The 25,761-nt window shown below is 70.5% G+C and carries 25 protein-coding genes and 1 riboswitch; of the genes, 12 read left to right on the top strand and 13 right to left on the bottom strand.

From position 1 onward, the window contains the following. The first annotated feature begins 14 nt into the window (after positions 1-14). Complete coding sequence (locus ACH4U8_RS31145) at positions 15-665, top strand: GntR family transcriptional regulator (RefSeq protein WP_360319703.1); 651 nt, start codon at positions 15-17, stop codon at positions 663-665. 118 nt (positions 666-783) lie between these two features. Here ACH4U8_RS31145 and ACH4U8_RS31140 read toward each other — a convergent pair whose 3' ends face one another. Both ACH4U8_RS31140 and ACH4U8_RS31135 read right to left on the bottom strand, forming a co-directional pair. Further along, positions 784-1,170 (bottom strand): hypothetical protein, encoded by a 387-nt coding sequence (locus ACH4U8_RS31140; RefSeq protein WP_360319701.1) that lies wholly within the window; start codon positions 1,168-1,170, stop codon positions 784-786. Positions 1,171-1,332: 162 nt separating this feature from the next. Continuing rightward, positions 1,333-1,539 carry a DUF2191 domain-containing protein gene (locus ACH4U8_RS31135; RefSeq protein ID WP_355540066.1) on the bottom strand — a complete coding sequence of 69 codons (207 nt, stop codon included), beginning with the start codon at positions 1,537-1,539 and terminating at the stop codon, positions 1,333-1,335. A 224-nt stretch (positions 1,540-1,763) separates the two neighbouring features. Here ACH4U8_RS31135 and ACH4U8_RS31130 point away from each other — a divergent pair, with 224 nt between their 5' ends. From ACH4U8_RS31130 to ACH4U8_RS31115, 4 genes are read left to right on the top strand one after another with little or no spacing between them, the layout of a single operon-like run. Further along, positions 1,764-2,516, top strand: coding sequence for an amino acid ABC transporter ATP-binding protein (locus ACH4U8_RS31130; protein WP_395781784.1), 753 nt, complete (start codon positions 1,764-1,766; stop codon positions 2,514-2,516). 13 nt (positions 2,517-2,529) lie between these two features. Further along, positions 2,530-3,486 carry a glutamate ABC transporter substrate-binding protein gene (locus tag ACH4U8_RS31125; protein ID WP_395781665.1) on the top strand — a complete coding sequence of 319 codons (957 nt, stop codon included), beginning with the start codon at positions 2,530-2,532 and terminating at the stop codon, positions 3,484-3,486. 15 nt (positions 3,487-3,501) lie between these two features. Further along, positions 3,502-4,146 (top strand): amino acid ABC transporter permease, encoded by a 645-nt coding sequence (locus ACH4U8_RS31120; protein WP_360319697.1) that lies wholly within the window; start codon positions 3,502-3,504, stop codon positions 4,144-4,146. Continuing rightward, complete coding sequence (locus ACH4U8_RS31115) at positions 4,143-4,952, top strand: amino acid ABC transporter permease (RefSeq protein WP_395781663.1); 810 nt, start codon at positions 4,143-4,145, stop codon at positions 4,950-4,952. The genes ACH4U8_RS31120 and ACH4U8_RS31115 overlap by 4 nt, the downstream gene beginning before the upstream one ends. 10 nt (positions 4,953-4,962) lie before the next feature. On the opposite strand, the gene ACH4U8_RS31110 is transcribed toward ACH4U8_RS31115, so the two are convergent. Beyond that, positions 4,963-6,021: a MerR family DNA-binding transcriptional regulator gene (locus tag ACH4U8_RS31110; RefSeq protein ID WP_395781661.1), complete on the bottom strand. Its 1,059-nt coding sequence runs from the start codon at positions 6,019-6,021 to the stop codon at positions 4,963-4,965. A gap of 141 nt (positions 6,022-6,162) precedes the next feature. Between ACH4U8_RS31110 and ACH4U8_RS31105 the strand changes: the two genes are divergently transcribed. Next, positions 6,163-6,489, top strand: a complete 327-nt coding sequence (locus ACH4U8_RS31105; protein ID WP_360319691.1) for a plasmid stabilization protein — start codon at positions 6,163-6,165, stop codon at positions 6,487-6,489. A 60-nt stretch (positions 6,490-6,549) separates the two neighbouring features. Here ACH4U8_RS31105 and ACH4U8_RS31100 read toward each other — a convergent pair whose 3' ends face one another. Continuing rightward, positions 6,550-7,917: a cytosine permease gene (locus tag ACH4U8_RS31100; RefSeq protein WP_360319689.1), complete on the bottom strand. Its 1,368-nt coding sequence runs from the start codon at positions 7,915-7,917 to the stop codon at positions 6,550-6,552. Continuing rightward, positions 7,913-8,056, bottom strand: a riboswitch (TPP riboswitch). (Overlaps the previous gene by 5 nt.) Positions 8,057-8,229: 173 nt before the next feature. Continuing rightward, the gene (locus tag ACH4U8_RS31095) at positions 8,230-9,438 is read right to left on the bottom strand and encodes a CHAT domain-containing protein (protein WP_395781659.1); all 1,209 of its coding nucleotides are present in this window, start codon (positions 9,436-9,438) and stop codon (positions 8,230-8,232) included. 358 nt (positions 9,439-9,796) lie between these two features. Here ACH4U8_RS31095 and ACH4U8_RS31090 point away from each other — a divergent pair, with 358 nt between their 5' ends. Then, positions 9,797-11,404 (top strand): alpha/beta fold hydrolase, encoded by a 1,608-nt coding sequence (locus ACH4U8_RS31090; protein ID WP_395781657.1) that lies wholly within the window; start codon positions 9,797-9,799, stop codon positions 11,402-11,404. 55 nt (positions 11,405-11,459) lie between these two features. Here ACH4U8_RS31090 and ACH4U8_RS31085 read toward each other — a convergent pair whose 3' ends face one another. Then, positions 11,460-11,816: a peptidase inhibitor family I36 protein gene (locus ACH4U8_RS31085; RefSeq protein WP_395781655.1), complete on the bottom strand. Its 357-nt coding sequence runs from the start codon at positions 11,814-11,816 to the stop codon at positions 11,460-11,462. A 250-nt stretch (positions 11,817-12,066) separates the two neighbouring features. On the opposite strand from ACH4U8_RS31085, the gene ACH4U8_RS31080 reads away from it, so the two are divergent. Then, positions 12,067-12,432: a hypothetical protein gene (locus tag ACH4U8_RS31080; RefSeq protein ID WP_395781653.1), complete on the top strand. Its 366-nt coding sequence runs from the start codon at positions 12,067-12,069 to the stop codon at positions 12,430-12,432. Between the two features lie 77 nt (positions 12,433-12,509). Here the strand turns inward: ACH4U8_RS31080 and ACH4U8_RS31075 are convergent, their stop codons facing one another. Together ACH4U8_RS31075 and ACH4U8_RS31070 are read right to left on the bottom strand one after the other, a co-directional pair. Beyond that, positions 12,510-12,605, bottom strand: a complete 96-nt coding sequence (locus ACH4U8_RS31075) for a hypothetical protein (protein WP_395781782.1) — start codon at positions 12,603-12,605, stop codon at positions 12,510-12,512. After that, positions 12,566-13,564 (bottom strand): DUF5753 domain-containing protein, encoded by a 999-nt coding sequence (locus tag ACH4U8_RS31070; RefSeq protein WP_395781651.1) that lies wholly within the window; start codon positions 13,562-13,564, stop codon positions 12,566-12,568. The genes ACH4U8_RS31075 and ACH4U8_RS31070 overlap by 40 nt, the downstream gene beginning before the upstream one ends. A gap of 242 nt (positions 13,565-13,806) precedes the next feature. Between ACH4U8_RS31070 and ACH4U8_RS31065 the strand changes: the two genes are divergently transcribed. Continuing rightward, on the top strand, positions 13,807-15,363 hold the full coding sequence (locus ACH4U8_RS31065) for a carboxylesterase/lipase family protein (protein WP_395781649.1): 1,557 nt from the start codon (positions 13,807-13,809) through the stop codon (positions 15,361-15,363). A 171-nt stretch (positions 15,364-15,534) separates the two neighbouring features. Here ACH4U8_RS31065 and ACH4U8_RS31060 read toward each other — a convergent pair whose 3' ends face one another. Further along, on the bottom strand, positions 15,535-16,923 hold the full coding sequence (locus ACH4U8_RS31060; RefSeq protein ID WP_395781647.1) for a DHA2 family efflux MFS transporter permease subunit: 1,389 nt from the start codon (positions 16,921-16,923) through the stop codon (positions 15,535-15,537). A 124-nt stretch (positions 16,924-17,047) separates the two neighbouring features. Between ACH4U8_RS31060 and ACH4U8_RS31055 the strand changes: the two genes are divergently transcribed. Continuing rightward, complete coding sequence (locus ACH4U8_RS31055) at positions 17,048-17,569, top strand: MarR family winged helix-turn-helix transcriptional regulator (protein ID WP_395781645.1); 522 nt, start codon at positions 17,048-17,050, stop codon at positions 17,567-17,569. A gap of 7 nt (positions 17,570-17,576) precedes the next feature. Here ACH4U8_RS31055 and ACH4U8_RS31050 read toward each other — a convergent pair whose 3' ends face one another. After that, positions 17,577-21,464, bottom strand: a complete 3,888-nt coding sequence (locus ACH4U8_RS31050) for a hypothetical protein (protein WP_395781643.1) — start codon at positions 21,462-21,464, stop codon at positions 17,577-17,579. 35 nt (positions 21,465-21,499) lie between these two features. Next, positions 21,500-21,913 (bottom strand): hypothetical protein, encoded by a 414-nt coding sequence (locus tag ACH4U8_RS31045; protein ID WP_395781641.1) that lies wholly within the window; start codon positions 21,911-21,913, stop codon positions 21,500-21,502. Positions 21,914-22,136: 223 nt separating this feature from the next. On the opposite strand from ACH4U8_RS31045, the gene ACH4U8_RS31040 reads away from it, so the two are divergent. Then, positions 22,137-22,532, top strand: coding sequence for a PPOX class F420-dependent oxidoreductase (locus ACH4U8_RS31040; RefSeq protein ID WP_395781639.1), 396 nt, complete (start codon positions 22,137-22,139; stop codon positions 22,530-22,532). A 161-nt stretch (positions 22,533-22,693) separates the two neighbouring features. Next, positions 22,694-23,065 carry a VOC family protein gene (locus ACH4U8_RS31035; protein ID WP_395781637.1) on the top strand — a complete coding sequence of 124 codons (372 nt, stop codon included), beginning with the start codon at positions 22,694-22,696 and terminating at the stop codon, positions 23,063-23,065. 20 nt (positions 23,066-23,085) lie between these two features. Here ACH4U8_RS31035 and ACH4U8_RS31030 read toward each other — a convergent pair whose 3' ends face one another. Further along, positions 23,086-24,228 (bottom strand): FAD-dependent monooxygenase, encoded by a 1,143-nt coding sequence (locus tag ACH4U8_RS31030; protein WP_360319663.1) that lies wholly within the window; start codon positions 24,226-24,228, stop codon positions 23,086-23,088. Between the two features lie 66 nt (positions 24,229-24,294). After that, complete coding sequence (locus ACH4U8_RS31025; RefSeq protein WP_395781635.1) at positions 24,295-25,719, bottom strand: hypothetical protein; 1,425 nt, start codon at positions 25,717-25,719, stop codon at positions 24,295-24,297. Between the last annotated feature and the right edge of the window lie 42 nt (positions 25,720-25,761).

Below are 25,761 nucleotides of genomic sequence, written 5' to 3'. Positions count from 1 at the left end.
CCTAGACTGGCCCGATGACCGAGCCGCCCCGCCCGACCCTGGAACGCCGCCCGCTGCGCGAACAGATCCGCCAGTACGTCACCGAAGCCGTGGTCGCGGGCCGGTGGGCCCCGGGCGAACGCATCGTCGAGCGCCGCGTCGCGGTGGAGTTGGGGGTCAGCCAGGCACCCGTCCGCGAGGCGTTGCGCGAGTTGGAACAGCTCGGCCTGGTCGAGTCGGAGCCCAACAAGGGCGTGCGGGTGCGCTCGTTCAGCGAGCACGATCTACGCGAGATCTACCCGGTCCGGGCGGGCCTGGAGGAGACCGCCGCGCGGCTCGCGCTGCCCCGGATCGACGACGAACGGCTCGCCGCGCTCGACCGGCACGTCGCCGCACTGCACGCGGCGTCGGCGGACGGCGACGCGGGCGCCCAGATCCGGCACGGGGTGGCCTTCCACCGCGAGATCGTCGCGGCGTCCGGCAACGCGCTGCTGCGCTCGGTCTGGGAGGCGCTGGGCATCGAGGTGTGGACGACGTTGTCGATCCGGGTCTACCGGATGGACCTGCAGGAGAACGCGGCCGACCACGAGCCGATCGTGGCCGCCTTCCGCCGCCGCGACCCGGCCACGAGCGACCTGCTGCGCGAACACGTCCTCGGCTACGGCGGCTGCGCCCTGTTGCCGTAGGCCCGCCGAAGAGCCCGCCGAAGAACCGCCGTACACCCGTCACCGGGCCGCCATACGCCCGCGAAAGGACCGCCGCAGGCCCGGACGGCGCACCGCACCGCCGGCACATGACGCCCCGTCAGCGCAGCACGCCGCGCTCCCCCCGCATGTGCGGCGCCACCAGATTGCGCGGCCGATTGAACAGGATGACCGTCGCCTCGATCACCACGACGACCAGCAGGACCACGATCGCGGCCATCGACAGATAGCCCCGGAACGCCGCCGGGCTCTCGCCGTCCGCCGCGAACCACGGCGACACCGCGATCACGATGGACACGCACCACATCTGGATCGCCACCAGCGCCATCGCCCGAACCAGCCCGCGCCGCGCCGGGTCACCCAGCGGCACCGCGCGAAACGCCGACACGATGTCGTCGGCCACCCGCGCGCTGCGCCAGATGTCGCTGGTGCGGTTGGTCAGGCCCACCGAGGACATGAAAGCGAAATAGGACAGCCACAGCCGCATGCGTACGCACCTCGTCCCCCGCCGACCCGACCCGAGGCTCCGGGTCACACGTGTCGGCGGCCATTCTCGCGCAGCCCCCTCGGGCGATACACAGCGGCTCGGGACAACGGCGGCTCGGGAGGCCGGTGGGACGCCACGCGACGAGCGGCGTGACCGGGCCCGCTACTCGATGACCGGGTTGCGCTGCTCGCGCTCCTCGACCGTGCGCCGGTGGTCCTCGACGTTGCCGGTCAGCGCTTCGGTGCGGTGGCCGCGGGCGATGTAGTCGAGCACGATCGCCTCGATCGCGTCCTGTGCGTTGCGCACCCCGGACAGGACCATGACCTCGATCACGACGTTCGCGTCCAGACTGATGTTGACCTTGGCCATCGACGACTCCCTCGGCTCGACCCGCTCCGCCCGAACGCACGTCCGCCGGCGCGGGATCCGCGCATCGGCGCCCCCGACCGGGCACGTGTCACCCGCGCGAGGGGACTCTATCGGCCGTTAGAGGGGTTGGCGGCGGCGACGCGACTGAATCGACCCGCCGAGGTCGATGCACCGGGCATGTGCGCTTGCGCACGGCCCCTGCCCCCGTGTCGAAGGCGAGTCGAATACCTGTGACCTCGGAAGACCCACTCGTCGTTCTCTCCGGCGTGAACAAGCACTTCGGGTCGCTGCACGTTCTGCGCGACATCGATCTGACGGTGTCCCGCAACGAGGTGGTCGTCCTGATCGGCCCCTCCGGCTCCGGCAAGTCGACGCTGTGCCGCACGATCAACCGGTTGGAGACGATCGACTCCGGCAGCATCACCATCGACGGCCTGCCGCTGCCGGCCGAGGGTCGAGGACTGGCCCGGCTGCGCTCCGAGGTCGGCATGGTGTTCCAGTCCTTCAATCTCTTCGCGCACAAGACCGTGTTGGAGAACCTGACGCTGGCCCAGATCAAGGTCCGCAAGCGCAGCAAGGCCGAAGCGGTCAAGAAGGCCCGCGAGTTGCTGGACCGGGTCGGCCTGGCCGACCAGGCGCCCAAGTATCCGGCGCAGCTCTCCGGCGGTCAGCAGCAACGAGTGGCCATCGCCCGGTCGTTGGCGATGGACCCCAAGGTGATGTTGTTCGACGAGCCGACGTCCGCGCTCGACCCGGAGATGATCAACGAGGTCCTGGAGGTCATGCGCACGCTCGCGGTCGAGGGCATGACGATGATCGTGGTCACCCACGAGATGGGCTTCGCCCGGTCGGCGGCCAATCGCGTCGTGTTCATGGCGGACGGTCGGATCGTGGAGTCGCGCCGCCCCGAGGACTTCTTCGACCACCCGGAGACCGACCGGGCCAAGGACTTCCTGTCCAAGATCCTCAAGCACTGACGGGGGTCCGAACATGCGCACCCGACGCCGCTCTCCACGCCGTACCCGACCCCACGTCCACAGCCGCACCCGACACCGCACGCACACCGCCGCCCTGCTCGCCCTCCTCCTCGCCGGCGCCCTCCTGGCCGCCTGCGGCAAATCCGGCACTCCCCCGCCCAAGGGCCCCAAGGCCAAGGACCTGCCGACCTATCAGGTCGCCACCGACGTCACCGTCGACTCGCCCACCTTCCGCTCGGCCAAGTCGCGCGGACGCCTGATCGTCGGCACCAAGGCCGACCAGCCCTATGTCGCCCAACAGGATCCGGCGACCGGCTACTACTCGGGCTTCGACATCGAGATCGCCAAGATGACGGCCGCCTCGCTGGGCTTCCCGCCGGACCGGATCGAGTTCAAGACGATCACCTCCGCCAACCGCGAGACGTCCCTGCAGAACGGCGAAGTCGACTACTACGTCGGGACGTACACGATCAACGACAACCGCAAGAAGCTGGTCGGCTTCGCCGGCCCGTACTACATGGCCGGTCAGGCGCTCCTGGTCCGCAAGAACGACAAGGACATCAACGGCCCGCAGGACCTGGCCGGCAAGAAGGTCTGCTCGGTCGCCGGATCCACCCCCTACCAGCGCCTGGTCGCCGACTACCCCAAGGCCACCGCCGTCGCCTACGACAGCTATTCGGTCTGTGTGGACAACCTGATCAGCCTTCAGGTCGACGCCGTCACCACCGACGACACCATCCTCAAGGGCTACGCCGCGAAGGTACCCGACCAACTCCGGCTGGCCGGCGAGCCGTTCTCGAAGGAACCGTACGGAATCGGGGTACCACGCGGGGATCGCAACTTCCGCCTCGCGCTCGACGACGCGATCGTCGCGCACGAGCAGAACGGCGACTGGAAGCGCGCCTACGACTCGACCCTCGGTCTCTCCGGCGTACCGGCCCCCCAGCCGCCGCCGGTGGACCGGTACTAGCGGAAGGCGTCGACGATGAACGTCCTGCTCGACAACTTCGCCCTGTTCCGCAAGGGCTTCGTGGGTACCCTCGAACTCACCCTGGCCGCCTCGGCGATCGCGCTCGTGATCGGGGTGCTGATGGCCGGCTGCCGGGTCTCCCCGGTCCGGCCGCTGCGTCTGCTCGGCGGCGTGTGGGTGACCGTGCTCCGCAACACCCCGCTCACGCTGCTGTTCTTCGCGGTCGTGCTGGGCCTGCCCAGATTCGGCGTGGTGCTCCCGTTCTTCACCCTCGCGGTGCTCGCCCTGGGCTGCTACACCTCGGCGTTCATCTGCGAGGCCGTTCGCGCCGGGATCAACACCGTGCCGGTCGGCCAGGGCGAGGCGGCGCGCAGCCTGGGCATGAACTTCGGCCAGACGCTCAACCTGATCGTGCTGCCGCAGGCGGTGCGCGCGGTGATCCCGCCGGTGGGCAGCACGCTGATCGCGCTCGCCAAGAACACCGCGATCGCCGGATCGTTCAGCGTCGTCGAACTGCTGGGCACGTACCGCACGCTCAACGAACTCGGCTACGACATCGTCGTCACGTTCCTGTGGATCGCGGTGGGCTATCTGATCATCACGCTGTCCATCAGCGCCCTGTTCCGCTTCCTGGAGAAGCGCCTGGAGGTGGCCCGATGAGCATCGAGAGTTCGGCGCTGTACGACGTCCCCGGACCCAAGGCCCTGGCCCGGCACCGTACTTACGGCTGGATCGTCACCGTACTGCTGCTCGGCGTGCTGGCCTGGGTGATCTACAAGCTGATCGACACCGGCCAGTTCGACCACGACAAGTGGGCGCCGTTCGAATACGTGGGCGTGCAAAAGTTGTTGCTGCGCGGCCTCGGGCACACCCTCCAGGTCTTCGCGTGGGCGGCGGTGCTCTCGCTGGCCTTCGGCGCCGTGTTCGCGGCCGGCCGGCTCTCCGACCACCGGATGGTGCGCTGGATCTCCGGTCTGGTCGTGGAGTTCTTCCGGGCCATGCCGGTGCTGGTGATGATCTTCTTCATCTTCATCGCGATGAAGGTCGAACCCCGACTCGCGCTGATCTCCGGACTGACCCTGTACAACGGCTCGGTCCTGGCCGAGGTCTTCCGCGGCGGCGTCAACGCGGTCCCCAAGGGGCAGAGCGAGGCGGCCTACGCGCTGGGCATGCGCAAGACCACGGTGATGGTGAACATCCTCATCCCGCAGGCGGTGCGCACCATGTTGCCCACGATCATCAGCCAGTTGGTGGTCACGCTCAAGGACACCTCACTGGGCTACCTGATCTCCTACGAGGAATTCCTGTACGCCGGCAAGCAGATCGCCACCAACCTCGACTACAGCCTTCCCTTCATCCCGGTCGTCATCGTGATCGCCCCGATCTACATCGGCATGTGCATGCTCCTCTCCGGCCTCGCCCGCTACCTGGAGAGCAGCGGCCGACGCCGCCACAAGACCGCCTGACGACGCCGACTCAGGCGTCGTCGGGAAGCGGCACCGGCATCACCAGGGTGGTGAAGCTGCCCTGGTCGGCGGAACGCAGCAGCACCGGCCGATCGGCGGCGGCGATGTCGAGCAGGACGTCCGGGCCGACCCCGGCGTCCAGCGCCGGTACCAGCTTCGCCGGGTCGAAGGCGAGCCGGATCGGCGGGCCGGTGCAGATCGCGGGCAGCGTGCGGTCGGCCACCCCGACCCGGTCCGGGTCGACGGTCAGCACACGAACCGCGCCCGCGTCGCCGTCCAGCAGCGCGTCGCGCAGGGCGGCGCGGTCGACCACCGCACGCGTGGTCGGTACGGCCGAGGTGGCGAGCAGGTCGCGGTAGGCCGGATAGTGCTCATCCGACGTGGGCAATTCGTGTACCTCCTCGCCCGCGCGCAGCCGGCAGCCCGTCGTGTCCAGTTCGAGGGCGATCTCGCGATGCCCGGTCGCCCACGCGCCGAGCGCGCTCAGGTCGCCCACCGGGATCAGTGCCCGTCCCGGACCACCTTCGATCCGCAGTGCCCGCAGCGTGCGTACGGACAGCCGATACCGATCCGTCGCCACCAGGCGTACCTCGCCGTCGGCCACCTCGACCAGCACACACCCGAGCACCGCCGGCTCCCCCTCCCCCGCCGCCGGCGCCACCTGCCGCACCGCGCTCGCCCATTCGGCGCCGCCGACCTCGGCCCGCGTACCGGTCGTGTTCAGCGCGCGCAGTACGCCCTCGACCACGTCCCGCGCGATGTCCACCCGTCCCCGCATGCGGTCCAGATGGGTGCGCAGCAGCGCCTCGGCGCGTGCCGGCGGGCCGTCCAGTACGGCGACCACGTCCGGCAACGACACCTCCGCCTCGCGCAGCTCGCGCAGGCGCATCGCCCGTGCCTCCTGGGCCGGCGCGTACAGGCGGTATCCGGTGTCCGGATCCACCGACGCGGGCCGCAGCACACCGCAGTCGCTGTAGTAGCGCAACGCGCTGGGGCTGAGTCCCACCCGCCGCGCGAACATCCCGATCGGCACCAGTACCTCGTTGTTCGTGTCGCTCGTGTCGTCCATGCCGCGAGTCTGTGGCTTCGACCGACTCGAAGGTCAACTCCGCTCGGCCGGCACCGATGATCCGCCCGAACGCGGGTAGCGGACAGCACGCGACGGCAACGCATGAAACGACACGAATAGGAACGAACAAGGAGGTTTGCCATGCCACGCGGATCCAGCCCGAAGCGCGAGCGGCAGTACGAACACATCAAGGAGGGTGCCCGAAAGCGCGGCACCGGCGAGAAGCGCGCGGAGGAGATCGCCGCCCGAACGGTCAACAAGGAGCGTGCCCGTGCCGGCGAGTCGAAGACGGCGAGCCGTTCCTCGACGCACGACATGTCCTCGGCCGAGCGCGGTGGCCGGAACTCGCACAAGGGCGCGCAGGGCCCGACCTACGACCAGCTCTACGCGGATGCCAAGCGGCGCAATCTCAAGGGCCGCTCGACGATGAACAAGGCCGAGTTGGCCAAGGCGCTCGGCACCCGCTGACCCACCGGTGGATCACGGCCGCGTCGGGAGGAGGCACCCGACCGACGCGGCCGGCCCATCTCAACGCGCCGCGACCGCCCGCCGCCGGTCCCACGCGACCGCGACGTACGCGGTCACGCCCGCGAGCGCGAACGAGAACAGCGAGGCCGAGGTCCAGGTCTGCGCGTGGATGTGCAGCGCGTCCTGGATGTGCCCCCAGAACGTCGCCCACCACTCGACCGAGCCCGGGTTGATCAGCTGGTACATGCAAAATCCCAGCGCCCACGGCGCGACCATCACCCAGCGCGCCGGCGCGTGGTCGCCCAGGTCCCAGCCGGCCCGGCCGCGCCCGGCGAACAGGTCCACCGCGAGCACGCCCAGTAGTGGGATGAAGATCGAACCGATCAGCGACAGGAAGCTCGCGTAGGTGTCGAAGTCGTTCACCATCAGCGCGAACCCGGTGACCAGCGCACCCACACCCAGGCAGAGCACCCGGCGATCCACCCGCGGCGCGAGGTTCTGGATGGACATCGCGGTGCTGTAGACGTTGGCGAAGCTCTGGTCCACCTCGCGCACCACCAGCACCGCGAAGAACACCCACCCGGCGGTGACGCCCAGGAACGAGTCGAAGATCTTGTCCGGGTCGCCGCCCACCTGGGCGAGGGCGACCAGGCCGAGCAGGTAGCACCAGATGCTGGTGATCGAGAACCCGCTCAACGCGGCCCAGAACGCGGGCTTGGTGCCGCGCGAGTGGCGGGTGTAGTCGGACGCCAGCGGGACCCAGGAGACCGCGACCGCGAGCGCCGCGTCCATCGCCGGGAAGAACCCGGACCACGAACCCTCGGTCATCGGCGGCAGGCCCTCGCGCCACAGCTGCACCGAGAAGTAGAGCATCGCGATGCCCACCGCGACCGTCACGTAGCGGCGCAGGATCCGCAGCATGCCCAGCGGGCGCAGCGTCATCGCCGTGGTGACCGCGCCGGCGGCGACGATGTAGAGCCAGTGCGGGCCGTCGCCGTCGGTCATCGCCTCGATGCCGATCGAGATCACCAGCAGCTCGAAGGTGCCCCAGCCGATGCACTGGACGATGTTGAACACCGTCGGCACGTACGAGATCTTGGTGCCGAACAGGCCGCGCAGCACCGTCATCGCGGGTGCGCCGCTGCGTGCACCGGGGATGCCGGCGACCGCGACCATGAGCGTGCCGATCAGCGTGCCGCCGACGGCCGCGACGATCGCGGCAACCATCGACAGTTGCGGGTAGCCGACCGGGGCCAGCACGTACAGGGCGCCGGAGAAGCCGAGCAGGCTCACCCCGAGGTTGGCCCAGAACGCCGCCTGGTCGCGGAAGCCGAGGGTGCGTGGTGGGGCGGTGTCCAGGATCAGGGGTGCCTCGGCGCCGGCGTGCGGCGTCTCGGGGCGTGCGTCGTCGACGACAGGAGCCGACATGGCTCTACCTGCTCTCCCTACGCCGGCATTACCCGGACAGGTTCAAGCGGTCGGTGGCCCCGGGGTGTACACCGGCTCGACGCCGACACCCCATGCCGCCCTCTCAGCCCGGTTGGTCCGAGCTCCCGCGATGGCGTGGCGAACAGTACGCGCCTCGCGGGCGGCTTGGGAAGGCGGGGTGGGGGAAGGCGACCTCGGGCCGGGTCGCCCGGCGGGCGCGGGAGATGCCCCCGGGTGGGTGATTCGCGCCGTCCCGGGCGGGTGCGGCACCGACCCGGATCGGCGGCACGTGCCGCTTTCCGCGGGTAGGGCTCACCATCCCGAGTGGGTGAAGCCCGCCCAGCCGGTCAGGTCGTCCGGGACGATCGCGCGGGCGCGGGCGGCCAGTTCGGCCGGCATCGCGGCCGGGATGCCGCGTTTGGGGTCGCGCAGCCACAACTGCGCGGTACGCACCGCCTGGGCCGGGGGCAGGTCGCGGCGGTCGAGGTAGTGGTGGGCCATGTACAGGACCAGCGCGGTGGTCGTCTCGTCCACCGGCCACAGCGTGGACACCACCGTGTGGGTGCCGGCCGTCAGGTATTCGGCGCCCACCCGCCAGGTCTCGTCGTGACCGCCGGCCGGTACGAACGCGATCGGGTCGCCGGCGGTCCGGCCGATCTCGATCGGGCTTCGCCGGACCGGCTCGCTGCTCCGCCGCGCGGCGACCTCGCACAGCAGGCGCGGTGCGCCGATGTAGGAGATCTGCGCGTGTTGCAGCGCGTACCGGCGGCGGCCGTCGACGAGTGACCAGGCCGCGTGCCACGGGACCATGCCGAACGGTCCGGCGGGCAGCAGGACCAGGGACGGCGCGCGGCCGAACGAGCCGGGCAGCGCGGTCAGTACCGGTTCCATCACCGCGCCCCAGGCCCAGCCGCACAACGCGTCGAGCAGGTCCGCCCAGTTCTCCCGATCGCCCTCGGCCAGGGCCAGGCCGTAGTCCAGTTCGGGCAGGTCGAGCACCCGCGTCGTGCCGTCCGTGCCGGTCAACACCGCTGCGCCGGGGACGAGTTGCACCAGCGCGTCGCTGCCGAGCCAGCCCAGCGCGGCGGCGATCTCGGCGGCGGACGGCGGGGCGAGCAGGGTGCGCCAGGGCATGCCGCGCGGGTCGAGTCCGATCCGGGCCGAGGCCACCTGGGCGGCGGCCCGGAGCAGGTGGGCGTGCTCCGGCGCGGCCCGGTGGGCGCGTCGGAAGCAGATCCGCGCCTGGTCCCAGGCCCGTCGATCACCGCCGGGCGCCGCGCTCGCGCTCGCGGCGTGGGCGATGCCGGCCGTGTAGGCGAATTCCGGCCAGTGCGCATCGGCGCCGTCCAGCGCGCCGAGTGCGTCGGTCAGCAACTCGATCGCCTCCGCGAGCAACTCGCGCACGGCGTCCGGACCCTCGTCCGTCGACTCCTCGGCCAGCGCCTCGGCACACCGTGCCCGACCGCGCTCGCCCCGTTCCCACGCCCGCCGCGTCTCCGCGTCGACGTCCTCCACGCTCACCCCCGCTTGCCCCCGCTCGCGGGACCACGGTACCCGGGCGACGCCCGGGCGGGACGCAGCGCGCACCGATACCGCGATCAAGAAATCGGCGGGGCCGACCGCCACCGGGCACCGGCCCCGACCCCGACCCCACCGTCGCCGTCCCACCACCGTCCCGCCGGCGGTTCGTCGACGCGCCGCCGACGCCGTTCCCCCCGCCGAAACCGCGCGAAGTGGACTGCCTCGTGGCTCTTCCGTCCTGGTTTACCGGCGCGTAACTTACTCGTGAGTCACCTCTCCGACGCCGTCCCTGGGCGTCGTTTCACCCTGCAATCTCGCGGGTCGGGCCACGCCCCGACCATGACGTCAGGAGACCCTCATGGGTCGATTCCGCATGCGCCCGGGCGCTCGTGCGGTCGCCGTCGTCTCGGCCGCGATTCTCGCCGGGACCACGCTCGGTCCCGCCGCGTCGGCCGGCACCGTCCCCACCCACACCCCCGCGGCAGCCGTGCAGGCCGCCGCCGGAACGTCCCTGCGCTTCGTCGACATCCCCGGCGACGGCGGCACCAGGCTCGCCGCCAACGTGATCGCCCCCACCGGCGGCGCGCCCGACACCCGCTACCCGGTCGTGGTGCTGCCGACCAGTTGGGCGATGCCGCAGATCGAGTACGTCGTGCCCGCGCAAAAGCTCGCCGAGCGGGGCTATGTCGTGATCGGCTACAACTCGCGCGGCTTCTGGCAATCCGGCGGCGAGATCGAGACGGCCGGCCCCGAGGACATCGCCGACGCGTCCCGGGTGATCGACTGGGCGCTCGCCAACACGCCCGCCGACCAGGGCCGGATCGGCATGGCCGGCGTGTCCTACGGCGCCGGCATCAGCCTGCTCGCGTCCGCGTTCGACCCTCGGATCAAGGCCGTGGTCGCGATGAGCGGCTGGGCCGACCTGATCGACTCGATCTACAGCGGCCGAACCGAACACGCGCAGGCCGCCGCGCTGTTGGGCGGCGCCGGCTTCCTCACCGGCCGGCCCAGCGCCGAACTCACCGAGATCCTGAAGAACTTCCTCTCCGGCAACCTGGCCAAGGAGGCGGACATGCTCGCGTGGGGCGCCAAGCGCTCGCCCGCGACCTACCTCGATCGGATCAACGCCAACGGCGCCGCGATCATGCTCGGCAACGCGTGGGGCGACTCGCTCTTCCCGCCGGACCAATACGCGGACTTCTACACGAAGTTGACCGGCGCCAAGCGACTGGAATTCCGTCCCGGCGACCACGCCACCGCCGAATTGGGCGGCCTGTTCGGACTGCCGAACGACATGTGGGCCGATTCCACCCGCTGGCTGGACCACCATCTCCGGGGCGTCGACAACGGCATCGACCGGGAGCCGCCCGTACAGCTCAAGCCCCGTACCGGTGACGGTGGTTACGAGGGCTACCCGAGCTGGTCGGCAGTGCCGTCCGCCACCCGCACCATCGCGCTGACCGGGACCCAACGCGTCCTGGCCAACCTCGACTCCGGGGCGAACGGCGGCACGGTCTTCCTGTCCAGCATCCTCGACCAGTTCCTGCGGATACCGCCGGTCGCCTCGATCCCGCTGCTGCCCAGAGCGTTCGCGGGCGTGTGGCAGAGCGACCGCTACGACACGCAGACCAGGGTGCGCGGTACGACGAAGCTGCACACCACGGTCACCGCATCGCACGAGAGCGGGACGATCTTCGCCTACCTGTACGACGTCGGCCCGCTGGGCGTCGGCAAGTTGGTCACCCACTCGCCACTGAGCTTCCACGGCAGGACGCCCGGGGTGGCCTTCCCGGTCGACATCGACATGTACGCGACGGCCTACGACGTACCGGCCGGCCACCGCCTCGCCGTGGTGCTCGACACGGTCGATCCGCTCTACCTGGAGCACAACCCGTTCGGCGCCGGACTCGCCTTCTCCTCGCCGGCGAACGACCCGTCCACGGTGACGGTGCCGGTCCGCGACTGAGGTCGCGACGGCCGGTGCTCCCGTCGGGGCACCGGCCGTCGCCGGCGCGAAGTGCTCAGCAGGCGCCCGGCCCGACGCCGTCGATCCGCCCGCCGAAGTCACCGAGGTACTTCGAGCGCCAGTCGCCGTTGAACACGTCCCGCTTCTCCACCGGGCTCCAGTTGACGAAACACGCCCTGGTGCTCGCGACGGCCGAGCCGACATGGTCGTGGAAGGCCGGCGGCATATCGCGATAGCCGCTACGCGCGGTCCACTCCCACGTGTTGCCGTGGAAGCCCTCCCCGGTCCAGAAACACACCGAACCGTCGTTGCACGACGGCGGCGCGGCCGGCGCCGCACTCGCACTCGTCACCGGCAGCAACAGGGCGGTCAACGACAGGGCGGTGCCGAGCGCCAAGGTACGCGTACGCATGGGCTTCTCCACGATCGAAACGGCGACGGCCGATCCGCCGCGACGCCGCCATGCTGCTGACCCCGAACCCGAACCCGCCATACATCCCGGTTGTTACCACCCGATCGGGGACATGCCGTCCCCATCCGGCCCAGCGGCCCACAGACCTGGTCGCCGCGTGAATCATGCCGCTACGCTGCGCCGGTGACTTTCCCCCTCGCCCACCCACGACCGGCCCTCAGGGCACCTTCGAGCCACCCCGGCCGCTGACATGGCGCCCGTCGTGTACCGCATCACCCCGCACGACCCGGCCGAAGCAGCTCCCCACCGCCGCATTCGCCACAACTGCCACGAAAGCCTCGCAGCCGCGTACTCCGCAGTGCACCACGAACCCACGCCACCGAAGTCCCCCGGTCCTCCCAAGCGCGCCTGGACCCCCTACATGTTCTACTCCCGGGACAACCGCGAACGCGTCAAGCGTGCGAACCCGGACGCCTCGTTCACCACCATCGGAAGAATCCTCGGCACCGAGTGGTCGAACCTGTCCGCAAAGGCCCAGGAGCCCTACGTGCGGCAGGCCGAAGACGGCCGATTGCGCTACGAGGCAGACAAGGCACGCTACGACGCGAAGCAGTAGGGCGTAACGAGGCCGGCTTCCGGAGTCGGCCCCGGCACGCCTTCGACGGCAACCGACGTGGAGATTCCCAACTGGGCTCAGGGTTGACGAAGTTGGGCGATGAGAGATGCCCAGGCCGAGTGAGCCACGGGTATCACTGGGGATAGGGGTACTTTGCTGTCCCAGATGCCCAGGGCAGCGCCGATGACCGCAACTTCGACGCAATCGTCATTTCCGGTGTAGCCGGACTTGATCCCACGAGGTTCGCGCTGAACTCGATCGATCCGCAAAGCTCCTGTTGCCAGCCCGCGATGGCGCTGTGGGAAGCCATCTGGGACAGCGCGGACGTATGCAGGCGATCGAACGTTGCTCCGAAGTGCTCGACGTCATCGGGCCTGTCGATCAGAAGCGAACCCGCGAATTGTTCCAACCAGGCGGCGTATCGACCTCGCTGCGGCTCCAGGATCAAGCACGGTGTGGATGCCGTGAATTGCGCCCCGGACGGAAGGACTTGCACCCTGACGTGCGGATGTTCCGAAACAACCTGCATAAGGTGGTCGAGTTGACCGGCCAGGATCTCCGGACTTCCCACCGGCTGGTACAGAGCACTCTCGGCAATGATGAACCAGGCGGGTCGACCGCCACGAAAGAGTCGTTGCGCCCTCTCCATCCGCAGTTGTTGTCTCTCGCGGGCCTCCGCCATGGACAGGGCGGGATCGTGCATGAGGATGATCGCGAGGGCGTAGTCCGCAGTTTGGAGTTGCCCCGGAATGAACATCGTCTGATAGCAGCGGACGGTCGCCGTCCCGGCCTCCAACCGCATCAACCGATGGAGGCGTTCAGGCCCGTCCGTAATGAAGGTGCGCCAGGCTCGACCCATCGGCTCTTCGCACGCCGCATCGGTGGCGGAAAATCCGAGCGCACTCAGCGGCCTCCCGAATAAGTCCTCCAGCACCCGTTGATAGTCCGGCGTCGGAAACGGCGGATCCGCGCTCTCCCACCGCCGGACCTGACGCACGCTCACCGCCAGCCGCATGCCCATCGCGCGTGCGTGTTCCTCGAACGCGTCGGCGAAGCCGGCCTGGGAGTGCAGGCCGAGGGTGCGTCGTGCGTTCACCAGCTTGGAGTTGGCTCCGAGCGGTCGTGCGGGCATGGCATCTCCGGTTGGTCCATCCCCACGCGCCGGCCCCGGCGTTCGGGTATGCGGGGATCACATTGCGGCGAATTCACCTGTACACACGGTAGCGATTCGGACACGCCATGCGTGACCATTCGGCCAAGACCCGAGACCGGACCCCGGACCGCCGCGCAGTTCGCGGATTCCGGTGACGAACCGCGTGCGTTCGGTGGGACGCTGCCACTGCGTGCAGGAACCGACACCCAGGGAGACGACGCGTGCCGAACGACGACACCCTCGAAGTGCCGACCACCTACGGCCCGGTCTCCGGTCCGGTCGCCGAAGACGGCACGGCCCGCTTCCTGGGCATCCCGTACGCCGCGCCGCCCACCGGGGTCAACCGCTTCGCCGCGCCGGTCGCCCCCGAGGTCTGGCGCGACCCGCTGCCGGCCCACGACTTCGGTCCGACCGCCCCCGGGCCGAACGACAGTCCGCTCGACGAAATGCTCGGCGGCAAGGACCCGATCCCCGGAGACGGCTGGCTCAACCTCAACGTATGGACCCAGGCGCACGCCCCGGCCGTCCGCCGACCGGTCCTGGTCTGGATCCACGGCGGCGCCTTCGTGCGCGGTGCCTCGGCCGGAACCGCCTACGACGGCGCGACGTTCGCCGCGCAGGGCGTCGTGTGCGTATCCATCAACTATCGCCTCGGCGTCGAGGGGTTCGGCTACATCGCCGACGCGCCCGTCCCGGCCAATCGCGGGTTGCTCGACCAGATCTTCGCGCTGGAGTGGGTGCGGGACAACATCGCCGGGTTCGGCGGTGACCCGGACGACGTCACGGTGGCGGGCGAGTCGGCCGGCGCGATGAGCATCCTGGCCCTGCTCTCGACCGGCCGCCGCGATTTGTTCCACCGGGCCGTCGTGCAGAGCGGCAACGCGCACGTGGCCCAGACCCGCGAGGACGCCGCCCTCGTCGTCGACGCGATCGCGGCGGACCTGCGGGTGGAAGCCTCCTTCGCCGGACTGTCCCGCGTGTCGCCCACCCGCATCGTCGGCGCGCAGACCCGGGTGCACAACGACATCGTGGCGAACGCGGATGCGGCGAAGTACGGCCACAGCACCATCCAGACCTGCGGCATGTCGCTGGTACCGGTGATCGACGGCACGCTGTTGCACCGCCGCCCCATCGACGCCATCGCCGCCGGGGCGGGCGCGGACATCCCGCTGCTGATCGGCAGCAATGTCGAGGAGAACCGCCACTTCGTCCCGCTCACCGCAACGAGCGTGCCGCCCAAGGACTGGCAGAAGCGGCTCACCGACTACGGCGTGCCGGACAGCGCCGCCATGTACGACCGGTACGCGACCGGCGCTCCGATCCCCTACCCCCGCGACACCGCCCCCGCCGTCTTCGCCGCGGTGATGACCGATCGACTCTTCCGGATTCCCACCTACCGGATCGCCGAGGCCCGGGCCCAGGCCCCCGCCACCACCCACGTATACGAGTTCGGCTGGCGCACGCCGAAGATCCGCGACGAGAACGGCCCGCTCCTCGGCGCCTGCCACATCTCCGAGATCCCCTTCGCCTGGCACTCCCTCGACGCCTCCGGCGTGGACGCCCTCGTGGTCGACGCACCCCCGAGCCTGGCCGACGAAATGCACCGCCGCTGGGTGGAGTTCATCCGCACCGGCGCCCTCACCGACTGGCCCGCGTACGACACCACCCAACGCCCGGTGCTCACCTTCCACCGAGACAACGAGCCGTCGAACGAGATCGTCCTCGACCCCCGCGGCCCCGAACGCCACCTGTGGGAAGGCTCCCTCGACCCCGAGTGAGATCGGCCGACGCACCCGATCACCGGATGTCCCATCCGGCGGAACTCCTGCTCACCAACGCGGCGGCGGTGGCCGATTGGCCGGTGCGGCCCGCCGCCGACCGGGTCGGCCCCTCCTCCTCGCGGTCGGTCCGCGCCGGGTGGCGTGGTCGTGCCCGGTTCCGTGTCGAGGTCAGCCACCGTCGGTTTCCTTCCGAGGCAGGAACAAGGCAGGGATCAAGGCGATCAGGGTCGCGCCGACGAGCCACCGGAACGGTTCGGCGAAGGCCGCGTCCGGTGCCGACCGGGAGCCCTGGGCGGCCAGGACGGCGGTGGCCACCGCGACGCCCAGGGCGCCGCCGACTTGGAGCAGGATCCGGCTGAGGCTGCTCGCGTTCGGGATCTGGGCGCGATCCAGTTTGTGATAGACGGCGCCGAGGAGCGCCACGGTGGCCACCCCGATGCCGGCGCCACGGACCAGGAGGGCGGCCACCAGCAGCTTGTGGTCGTGCGCTCCGGCCGGGGTGAACGGGAGCGTGCCGACGATCGCGCCGCCGAGGCCGACCAGTACCACCGACCCGGCCGCCGCCTCCGGGGCCAGGCGATCGAGCGCCGATCTGCCCACCAGAGCCCCCGCCCCTTGCACCGCGAGCATCAACCCCGCGCCGAGCACGGACAGGTGCAACACGCGCAGGCAGTACAGCGGCAACAGCACCAGGCCGCCGTAGAAGTACGCGCCGGCCAACAGCAGCGACGCTCCCGTCGCGGCGAACGTCGGCTCGGCGAACAGCCGCACGTCCACGACCTCGTCGTGGGATCCGTACCGCGCACGGACGGTGAACACCACCGCGAGCACCACGCCGGCGGGGATCGCCACCCACGCGGCCACGCCCGGTCGTCCGACCTGCGACAGACCGTAGACGAGCACGGCCAACGCGCCGGACAACAACAGCAGACCGAACGGGTCGAACGGCAAACCGCGTTCGGCGGCCCGACGCGGGATCCCACGCCAGGCGAGCACGAGGGCGACCAGACACAAGGGCACGTTGACGAAGAAGATCCAACGCCAGTTCGCGTGATCGAGCACCAGGCCGCCCAGCAGCGGTCCCAGCACCGGCGCGACGACGGCGGGCACCCCGATGGCCGCCATCGCCCGACGCGCCTGTCCCTGCCCCGCCGAGCGCACCAGCAGGGTTTGCAGCACGGGCATGGACATCCCGCCACCGATGCCCTGGACGACGCGGAAGGCGACCAGGCTCGGCGCGCTCCAGGCCAGCCCGCACAATACGGAGCCGACCAGGAACACCACGAGCGCGGCGATCCACACCTGCGCGTCGCCGAACCGGGCAACCGCCCAGCGGGTGGCGGGAATGGCGATCGCCGCCGCGATCGCGTACCCGGTGACCACCCACTGGATCGTGGTCACCGGGACGGCGAACTCGCGGGCGATGTCGTCCAGCGCCACGTTGACGATGGTCGTGTCCACCAGCGGAAGCACCGCGCCGAACAGCAGGACGACGACGAGTCTGCGTGTATCGCTCGCCAAGGACATCGTCCGCTCGGCCCGCACCTGCTGCGTCATGCCGACCAACCTCCTCAGGGATATGTGCATCAAGCACACGCTTCGCCTATGGCCATAAGCGTGCGCCTCGCACGCACATAACGCTACCCCAATTGCGTGCGGCTCGCACGCTATGATGTGGACCATGGACGAGGACTACGGGCAACGCCTGGAAATCGCACTCGGTGAGCTGCTGCAACGACGCACCCGGCACGGCCTGTACGCGGAACTGGTCGCCGGGATCGGCCGAGGACTCGACATCAGGTCCTATCCCGTCCTGAGCGGCCTGGCCCGCTGCGGCAACCTCACCGCGGTGCAACTGGGCACCGAGATCGGGCTCGACCGCTCCGGCACCAGCCGACACGCCACCCGCCTGGAGGAGGGCGGCCTGCTGGTCCGCCGCCCCGACCCGTACGACGGCCGAGCCACCCTGCTGTGCCTGACCGAGGACGGCGAACGGGTGATCGCCCTCCTGCGCGACCGCCTGGCCGCCATCCTCACCGAACGCCTCGGCACCTGGCCGGCCGCCGAAGCCGAGAGCTTCGTCGCCGGCATGGAACGCTTCGTCCGCGAGCAGCGCACCGACCCCGCACCGGACGAGTCGGGCGAGCCCCCCGACGCGTCACCCGGGGGCGCCGGTCGCGCTCCGCACCGACCGGGTTCGTGAGCCTCGACTAATCCGGGGACGGTGGGCCCGCGACCTCCCGCCAGTGGGCCAGTGACCTGCGGATGTCCTCGGTCTGCTCGTCGCCCGCCCCGAGGTGGGCCTCGCACTCCCCCAGCAGGCGGGTGAGGTCGGCGACGGCGGTGTCCACGTCCCCGGCCGCACCCCGCCAATGCGCGAGCGCCCAGCGCGTGTGCAGAGTGTGCGAATGGGTGGGCCCCAGCACCCGCAGTCGGTCGGCGAGCAGTTCGGCCAAACCCGTGACCGCCGCCTCGGGGTCGCCGCCCAGGCCGCGTTGGTGCGCCGTGTCGTGGCGTACGCCCATGGTCAGTTCGTGCTCCGGGCCCAGCACCCGCAGGCAATCCGCCAGGAGTTCGACGAACGCCGACTCGCCCGCATCCCGGTCCCCGGACGTGAACAACGCGTCGGCGGCGGGCAGGCGCAGCCAGAGCACCTCCAAGGCGTCGGCGCCGAGCACGGATGCGTAGTCGACGACCAACGCGGCCAGCCGCTCGGCCCGTTCGCCGGGAGTGGTGGGGCGTTCGCTGACGATCCGAAGCCTGGGCAGCACCCCCCGCGTGGCCTCGGCATCCGCACCGGAGGTCTCCAGGAGACCCCGCAACTGCTCCCGGTATGCGGCGAGAGCACCCGCCACGTCGCCGAGGTAGTCGCGGCAGTAGGCGAATTCGCCCAGCACCTCCAACGTCTGCGGATGGTGCGGGGCACGGACGGCACGGCTGTCCGCCAGCAACGCCTCCGCGTCGGCGGCGGCCGGGACGATGTCACCGGCTTCGACGAGCCACCACACCCGCTGCCGGCGGGCGGCGAGCGTTCGCTCGTGGGTCACTCCCAACACAACCGCGTATTCGACGGCGAGTTCGGTCCAGAGTTCGAGGTTGATCGCCGGCTCCCGTTGCTCGCGCGCGAACCCCTCCAACCCGTCCAGCACGCCGACGGTGTCGACGTGTTCGACGCCGCGCGCCCGCACCAGATCGGCCAACAACTCCAGGCGCACGGTATGGGCGCCCGCCGGGTCGCCGGTCAGGCCGCGCAGCACGGCGATGATCAGCGCGGTGTCCAGGGTGTCGGAATGCACCGGGCCCAGTACGCGTACCTGGTCGGCGAGCAACGCCTCCTCCGCCGCCAACGCTTCCACCCGCTCGCCGATCAGCGCCCGGCAGACGGCCGCTTGATGACGGATGCGGAGTGTCTCCTGCGCGTCCGGCCCGGAGTAGCGGATGAACAGGGCGGGAAGCCGCTCGAAGTAGCCGTAGGCAAGTGTGAACTCACCGGACACCTGCAACCGCAGCGCGGCCAACATGAGCGACCGCATGAGGCCCAGGAGATCCGCTTCGGGAATCGGACTCGACGACAACAGGTCGGAAAGCAACCCGTCCAACACTTCGGCCGCACTCGCCGAATCACCCGCTTGCGTCTGCCAATGCGCCAACGCGGTTCGCGTGGACACGATTTCGGGGTCGGTCGGATCGAATACCCGCGATCTGATCGCCACGAGTTCGGTGAACGCGGCTACCGCGTAGGCATGGTCGCCCGCCACACCTCGCCACCAGGCGAGGTTGTGCCGGGCGACCAGGACGCTGGATACTTCCGGGCCACCGATCGTGGCGGCCGTCTCCACCAGTCGGGTCAGGATCTCGACGGCCTTGTCCACGTCTGCGGCCTTGCCGTATCGCGTCGCGACATTGCCGATCGTATTGACCACGTTGAACAGATCGGCGGTGGCATGGCGCCAGTGCCGAAGCCCGTCTTGGAGCAGTTCCCAACCGGCGGCGAGGGCCGCCGCAAGGTCGCCTGCGGTGTAGCGGGCAAGCAGCATCTTCGAAAAGACGTTCACGTACTCGTGCGTCGAGAACCGGTCCCAGTGCGCGACGGGCGCCATCGCGCCGACGATCTTCGCGTACTGCTCCGCCGCATCGGCCGGCGCGCCCGAATCGAGCAACGCGTCCGCCAGCTTCAGCCGCATCTCACGTGTCTTCGAGTGGTGTTCACCCCACAATCGCGACATGTCGGCGACCAGTGGGCGCAGGTACTCCACGGCCGCCGGAAAGTCGTCGAGTTCCATGTACCAGGCGGCAAGGCCCCATCGCATCTCCAGCACAGTGGAATGGTCGGGGCCGAGCGCCCTCGTCGTGTCCTCCACCAAGGCGGGAAGGGTACGCACGGCCTGGGCCGCTCCCTCACCCGCTTCGGCCTGCCAACGCAGGACCTCCAGCCGGCAGCTCAGGGTATTGGGATCATCCGGACCGAGAATGCGCGCACAGTCGACGGCGAGCTCGCCGTACATGCGTTCGGCCTGCTCCGCCTCGCCGACCCACCCGGTCAACCCGGCCATGTCCTGCCGAACGGAAAGAGTTTCCCGGTGCTCGGGCCCGAACAACCGAACTCGAGTCGCGAGTACCTCGGCCATCGCCTCGGTCACCCCGTGCACGTCACCGCCCAGGCAACGGAATCTGATGTGGTGTTGCCGAAGGTCCAGGCTGGTCTCGTGCTCCGCGCCCGACAACCGCACCGCGTCCGCGTGCAGCCGATCGTAGACTTCGGCCACCCACAGGGGATTCGGCGACCAGTTCCGTCCCCGTGCATACAACACGTGGTTGACCAGCGCGTGGACCTTGCCGATCAGCAGGGTGTGACCGTGCTGCGCCACCAGTGTCTCGGCATTGGCCATCACCAGCCGAACGAGTCGGTGGTCGTCCTCCGTCTCGGGCCAGGTCGCGCGCAGGGCATCGGCTGCGGCCCTGCCGACGCGCCCGAGTGCCTGCGGGTCCAGGGCTTCGCGGGCGGCGCGCTGCACCAGCGCGTGCACTCGCACGAGGCCGTCGGCCACCGTGACCAGGCTCAGCCGACGCAGGTTGTGCAAAGCGTCGTCGGCGTCCTCCGCGGAGGGGGTCGACGTTGCGGGGCCGGTCGTGAACAGCGCGCGGGCCGCGTCGCAGCGCAGTACCTCCACCGGTATCGCGTTCGGATCCAGAACACCGATCAGTTCCAGCAGCGGCCGGGCCAGGCCCACCGGGGCAAGTCGGTCGGCGGCCTCGATCGACAGTGACCAGGTCGTGGCGACGGTCAGGCTGTAGTCGTCCGGCATCATCTCCACGTCGGGGTCCGGGACCAGGTCCGCCAGACGCCGCCGCCGGTCGGCGAACCGCTTGCGATAGTCGGCGCACGACACGTCCCGGTCCAGGGTGTACGCCGCCGCCTGGGACAGGGCCAGTGGCAGGTGGCCCAGGTCCTCGGCCAACAACTCGGCTTCACCCAGCAGCCGTTCGTCGGCGTCGAACTTGCGCCGCAGATAGTCGAGCGACTCCTCGGGCGTGAACCGGTCGACGTCGCATACCTGTCGGCCACGCAACAGCGCCGAGTCCCGTCGCCGCGTGGTGACCACGGTGCGACCCAGTGGGTGGCCGGGCGGCCACAGGCGGGCGAGGTCGCGCGGGGCCTGGAGATCGTCCAGAACGATCAGCCAGCGGGCCCCGCGCGGCTCGGCGAGCCAGTCCAGGAAGCGGGCGGCGGCCTGTTCGGGGTCGTCGTCCGCGACGCCGGTGACATCGGCTCCCGCTCGGGCGTATCCGGTGACGATCGCGTTGCGTGAGTTCGCGGTGATCCACACCAGCAGGTCGACGTCGGCCGCTTCCCAAGCACGGTGGGCGAGTCCGGCCGCGATCTGGGTCTTGCCCGCTCCGCCGAGACCGGTCACCACCAGGCATGGCGGGGCGACTCCGGGCGCGGCCGGCTCGACCTGCGAAGCGCGCTCCAGCCAACAGTCGGCCAACGGCGGGAGTGTGCCCACCCGATGCGGGAACGGCACCGGATGCCGCCCGTTGATCACGACCGGGGCGTGGAAGGTCCCGGCCGGGCCGAACACCGTGGTTCCCGGCACTCCCGTGCCGGGAACCTCCTCGAACGCGCCCGGTGTTACCCCGCGTCCGGCGTCGGCGGGGGGACGGGCGGCTGCCCGTAGCTGATCGTCACGGGGGCGGTGAAGGTGCCGGCGGCACCATAGTTGGTCTGCACCGTCACCGTGTACACACCCGCTCGCGCTCCCTCCGGGTCGAGCAGACCCAGCAGTCCACGCGCGGCGGTCAGCACCTCCTCGTCGGTGTCCGCGCCGGCGGCCACCAGTTCGGGGCCGACCTGCGCGGCCAATTCGTCGGGATCGTCGCCGGCGGCCTCCAGCGCCTGCCGGACCCGGTCACCGGACCCGAATCTGGCCAGGAGCATGCCCCTCAACCCGGTATAGGCGTCCCTGATCGCGTTGCCGGCGGTGTCGCTGACGCCCGCCCCGGCCCCCGCCGCCAATGCGGCCAGGATCAATTCCAAGCCCGTCACGGTGCCCCTCCCCAGGATCGTGATGCGGCCTCGATCCTTGCACCGGACGGCGGCGCCGGCACCTCGTTCGAGGATGTCCGTCCCGTCGTGCGTCTTGACATCAAGTGCACTTGAACTTCTAGGTTCGACACAGGACCTCAGGACCTCGGGACCTCGGGACCTCGGGACCTCGGGACCCCGGGATCTCCGGGGGGGCGGCGAACAAGGACGGAGCGCGGCGGACATGGCGACGTACAGCGAGATCGAACGGGCGTACCTGCTCGGGCAGGACCTGGGGCGGCTGGCGACGGTGGGCCCGGACGGCGAGCCGCAGGTGCGGCCGGTCGGCTTTCGGCTCAACGAGGACGGGACCGTGGACATCGGCGGGCCCAAGCTGAGCGCGAGCCGAAAGTGGCGCAACGCCGAGCAGAATCCGGCCGTGGCGTTCGTCGTGGACGACATGACGCCGGACGAGCCGGGGGCGTACAAGCCGGGTTGGGGGCGCGGGGTGGAGATCCGCGGCCGGGCCGAGTTGTTGCGCGACCACGAACCGCCTTTCGCGGCCGGGTTCTTCAGCAACGAGGTGCTGCGCATCCACCCGGATCGGGTGATCGGCTGGAACCTGGAGGACGGCTCCTGACCCGACCGGACAGGCGCCGCACCGGGCCTGCCCGCCCAGGAGCACATCGCCTCCCGAGCGAACCCGCGACCGGCCGGCCGGGCGCGGGCGCTCGACACGCCGACGGACCGACACCCCCCGGCTGCCCGGGTGATGTCGGTCCGCCCGCCTACGCTGCCCCGATGAGGATCAACCGCGTCGTTCCCAGCGTCTCCGCCACCGAACTCGGCCCCAATCGCGACTTCTACCAGGACTTCCTCGGCTTCGAGCCGGCCATGGACGAGCCCGGGTTCGTGATGTTCCGCTCGCCGAACAACCCGACCGCGCAACTCATCGTGGTCACCGAGGACTGCGACTGGGACGCCCAGTCCGGCCGCACGGCGATGTCGATCGAGGTCGAGGACGTCGACGCGGCCCACGCCCGGGCACTCGATCGGGGCTACGAGATCGTCTACCCGATCACCGACGAACCGTGGGGCGTACGCCGCTTCTTCGTCCGCGATCCCAACGGCAACGTGCTCAACATCAACATGCACATCGCCCACCGGGACTGACCCGCCCCCGGCCCATCCGCTCAGCGAGCGCCGATCGACGCCCCCAGCGCGTGCCCGCCGAAGCCGTCGTCGGCGTGCTGGGCCGCCCACCAGTCGACCATGTGATCCGGCGTCATGGCAGCCCAGTCCGGGGTGTTCTCGACCATCGCGTAACCCATCGCCCGGGCCACCCGGACCAGGTCCGCGCCCGCCGGGTGGCGCTCCGCCTGGTAGCGCGCCAGCACCTCGTCCCACGAACCGTCCCGACCCACCTCCCGGCACGCCGTCTCGAAGGCCACCGCGTCCTGGATACCCTTGACCGCACCGCTGGCCACATGCGGGCGGGCGATCGCCGCCGCGTCGCCGGCGACCAGCGCCCGACCACTGGTGTAGGCGTCCACCACCAGGTCGTTGATCGGCTGGATCAACGTCTCGCTCTCGGGCGTGGCCGTCACCAGGTCGGCCCAGAACGGCGGGAAGTACTTGCGAGCCAGCTCCAGCAGCGCCGGCCGCGGGTTGTCCGTACCGCCCACGGAGCTGTACAGACCCCACGACATGCGATCGCCCGCGCTGCCCGGTATGCGGTACATCACGCCCTGGCCGTTGGGTATGCAGATCGAGATCAGGTGATCGATCGGCTCGTGCTCCCACGCACAACTCCCGCGCCACATCGTGTAACCCGCGTATTGCGGCACGGCGGCCGGGAACAACGCGCCACGCACCGCGGAGCCGTATCCGTCCGCGCCGACCACCACGTCGTAGTACTCGCGGGTGCCGTCCGGCAACACCACCTCGCCGTCCGCACCCAGGGTGACCGGCGTGCCGCCGCGATAGTCGACCTCGGCCGGCACCCGGCGCCGCAACCCCTGCCACAACTGGCCCCAGTTGTACATCCGGAACGCGGCCGACTGGTCCCAGACCAGTCGTCCTCGCGGCGAACCTCCGTCATCGAGGAGCCATTTGCGCCCCACCACGTTGCGCCACGGGGTGCTGTCGTCGATATAGCCGGCGGCCTCCAGTTCCACGTAGCGATCCACGTGCAACGCGATACCCACGCCCCGGTCGGCGAGTTCGCCGGTGGTGCGCTCGTACACGGTGACCTCGGCCCCGCCACGCGCCGCCGCCAACGCGAAGGCGCAGCCCGTGATGCTTCCGCCGACCACGGCGACCCTGCCTACCGGCATGCCATCTCCCCTTGTCCGCATCCGACTTCGTACGGATGTCCGAACGCGCGTGCGTCCGGAAGGACCCTACGGGATGTCGGCGACGATACGATCACGGACAACGACCAGTTGGGCTCGCCGGGTTTCGTCGAATCGGATCTCCGCCTCGGCCGTGCCGTCGTTCACCGGAAGTCGACGCCGATCCTCGATCAGCGCGGTCAGCCGCGGCAACGCGCCGACCGCCCGCCGGCCCATGTCCGCAAGCACCGGCAGTGCGTGTTCCCCCACGTACCGATCTCCGGCGACAGCGGACAACTCGGCGACGAGCCGGTCGCCGATCCCGGCGTCCAGGGCACCCCGATGACGCCAAACGACCCCCGCCAACTCGTACTTGAGCACCGTTTCGTGCTCGAACAGCGCCATCGCCTGCCGACCCTGCCGCTCCGTCAACCCACCACACGCCATCAGCCCGACCAGCGCCCGCCCCACGCGACGCCGATGCGTCACCGCCTCGATCGGCTGCTCCGCCAACCACGCGTCCACCTCGGTGCGCCCGCCGGGCGGCCGGCGCGCGGCGAAGACCGCGTCCAGGTCCGGCACGGCCTCGATCGGTGCCGGCGCAGCCGATTCGCCCGCCTGCACCGGCCCGCCCCCTTCCGCCGCCCACAGGTCGACCGCCGCCCGCCACAGCTCGTCCGACAACCGCAACACGCGCAGGGTCTCCGCGCGCAGCTCCGGGTCGGTACCGGCCGCGACCTCGGCCAGCGCGGGCAGCAGTTCGACCGGTGCGGTCCGCCACAACCGGATCGCCGCCGACGCCATGTCCAGGCCGACCCGGCGCACGTGCGGGTCCTCGTCGGCGAGCAACCGCCGCACGATCTCCTGGCACTCGTCCTCGTGATCGTGGCGGGCCAGCCGCCACGCCCAGGCCGAACCCCAGTTGCGGGCGCCGGGCCCACCCCGGCGCACGGCCGCCGGCAGATCGGCCGAGATCGCCTCGTTCAGCGCCTGGAGCCACGCCCACGGCAGGCCCTCCACGGGCAACATCCCCAGCGCCGCCACCACGCGCACCGCCGGATCGCCGTCCTCCAGCAGCCTCGTGAACGTTTCGTCGAAGGTGCCGGCCCGCGCGTGCAGGGCCGTCACGGCGGCCAGTCGCACATCCGGATCGGCCAGGTCGGGCAACCGCGCGGACACCGTCTCGGCATCCCGCGTCGCCACGAACAACGTCGCCGCCGCGACCCGCACACTCGGCTCCCGGTCCACCAGGTACGCCTCGGCGTGCTCGCCGACGACCGGCCAGGTCTGCCCGAACTCGGCCAGTTCACAAAGCAGTTCGATCGCAGCCACGCGCGTCCGGACCGCTTCGGCGTCGGCGAGTTCGAGCAGCAGCCGAGTCACCGGTCCGTCCCGATCGGCGCGCACCGCCTCGAAGATCGCCGTACGCTCCGGACCGGGCGTGGCCGCCGCGCCCGAGACCACGGCCCGGGCGATCTCCCCTTGATTCGTCATCCGCCCGACGGTGTCACACCCGGGCGTCCGGCGCAGCGATGC

This window comes from Embleya sp. NPDC020886, from assembly GCF_044333915.1.
GTDB lineage: Bacteria > Actinomycetota > Actinomycetes > Streptomycetales > Streptomycetaceae > Embleya.
This window is presented reverse-complemented; position numbering and strand designations above follow the sequence as displayed.

Coding starts and splice junctions, on each gene's coding strand:
- ACH4U8_RS31105 (WP_360319691.1), top strand. CDS start 6,163: ATGCCACGCGGATCCAGCCCGAAGCGCGAGCGGCAGTACGAACACATC.
- ACH4U8_RS31100 (WP_360319689.1), bottom strand. CDS start 7,917: ATGTCGGCTCCTGTCGTCGACGACGCACGCCCCGAGACGCCGCACGCC.
- ACH4U8_RS31085 (WP_395781655.1), bottom strand. CDS start 11,816: ATGCGTACGCGTACCTTGGCGCTCGGCACCGCCCTGTCGTTGACCGCC.
- ACH4U8_RS31030 (WP_360319663.1), bottom strand. CDS start 24,228: ATGCCGGTAGGCAGGGTCGCCGTGGTCGGCGGAAGCATCACGGGCTGC.
- ACH4U8_RS31140 (WP_360319701.1), bottom strand. CDS start 1,170: ATGCGGCTGTGGCTGTCCTATTTCGCTTTCATGTCCTCGGTGGGCCTG.
- ACH4U8_RS31025 (WP_395781635.1), bottom strand. CDS start 25,719: ATGACGAATCAAGGGGAGATCGCCCGGGCCGTGGTCTCGGGCGCGGCG.
- ACH4U8_RS31120 (WP_360319697.1), top strand. CDS start 3,502: ATGAACGTCCTGCTCGACAACTTCGCCCTGTTCCGCAAGGGCTTCGTG.
- ACH4U8_RS31110 (WP_395781661.1), bottom strand. CDS start 6,021: ATGGACGACACGAGCGACACGAACAACGAGGTACTGGTGCCGATCGGG.
- ACH4U8_RS31070 (WP_395781651.1), bottom strand. CDS start 13,564: ATGCCCGCACGACCGCTCGGAGCCAACTCCAAGCTGGTGAACGCACGA.
- ACH4U8_RS31080 (WP_395781653.1), top strand. CDS start 12,067: ATGGCGCCCGTCGTGTACCGCATCACCCCGCACGACCCGGCCGAAGCA.
- ACH4U8_RS31135 (WP_355540066.1), bottom strand. CDS start 1,539: ATGGCCAAGGTCAACATCAGTCTGGACGCGAACGTCGTGATCGAGGTC.
- ACH4U8_RS31145 (WP_360319703.1), top strand. CDS start 15: ATGACCGAGCCGCCCCGCCCGACCCTGGAACGCCGCCCGCTGCGCGAA.
- ACH4U8_RS31055 (WP_395781645.1), top strand. CDS start 17,048: ATGGACGAGGACTACGGGCAACGCCTGGAAATCGCACTCGGTGAGCTG.
- ACH4U8_RS31040 (WP_395781639.1), top strand. CDS start 22,137: ATGGCGACGTACAGCGAGATCGAACGGGCGTACCTGCTCGGGCAGGAC.
- ACH4U8_RS31090 (WP_395781657.1), top strand. CDS start 9,797: ATGGGTCGATTCCGCATGCGCCCGGGCGCTCGTGCGGTCGCCGTCGTC.
- ACH4U8_RS31035 (WP_395781637.1), top strand. CDS start 22,694: ATGAGGATCAACCGCGTCGTTCCCAGCGTCTCCGCCACCGAACTCGGC.
- ACH4U8_RS31060 (WP_395781647.1), bottom strand. CDS start 16,923: ATGACGCAGCAGGTGCGGGCCGAGCGGACGATGTCCTTGGCGAGCGAT.
- ACH4U8_RS31125 (WP_395781665.1), top strand. CDS start 2,530: ATGCGCACCCGACGCCGCTCTCCACGCCGTACCCGACCCCACGTCCAC.
- ACH4U8_RS31115 (WP_395781663.1), top strand. CDS start 4,143: ATGAGCATCGAGAGTTCGGCGCTGTACGACGTCCCCGGACCCAAGGCC.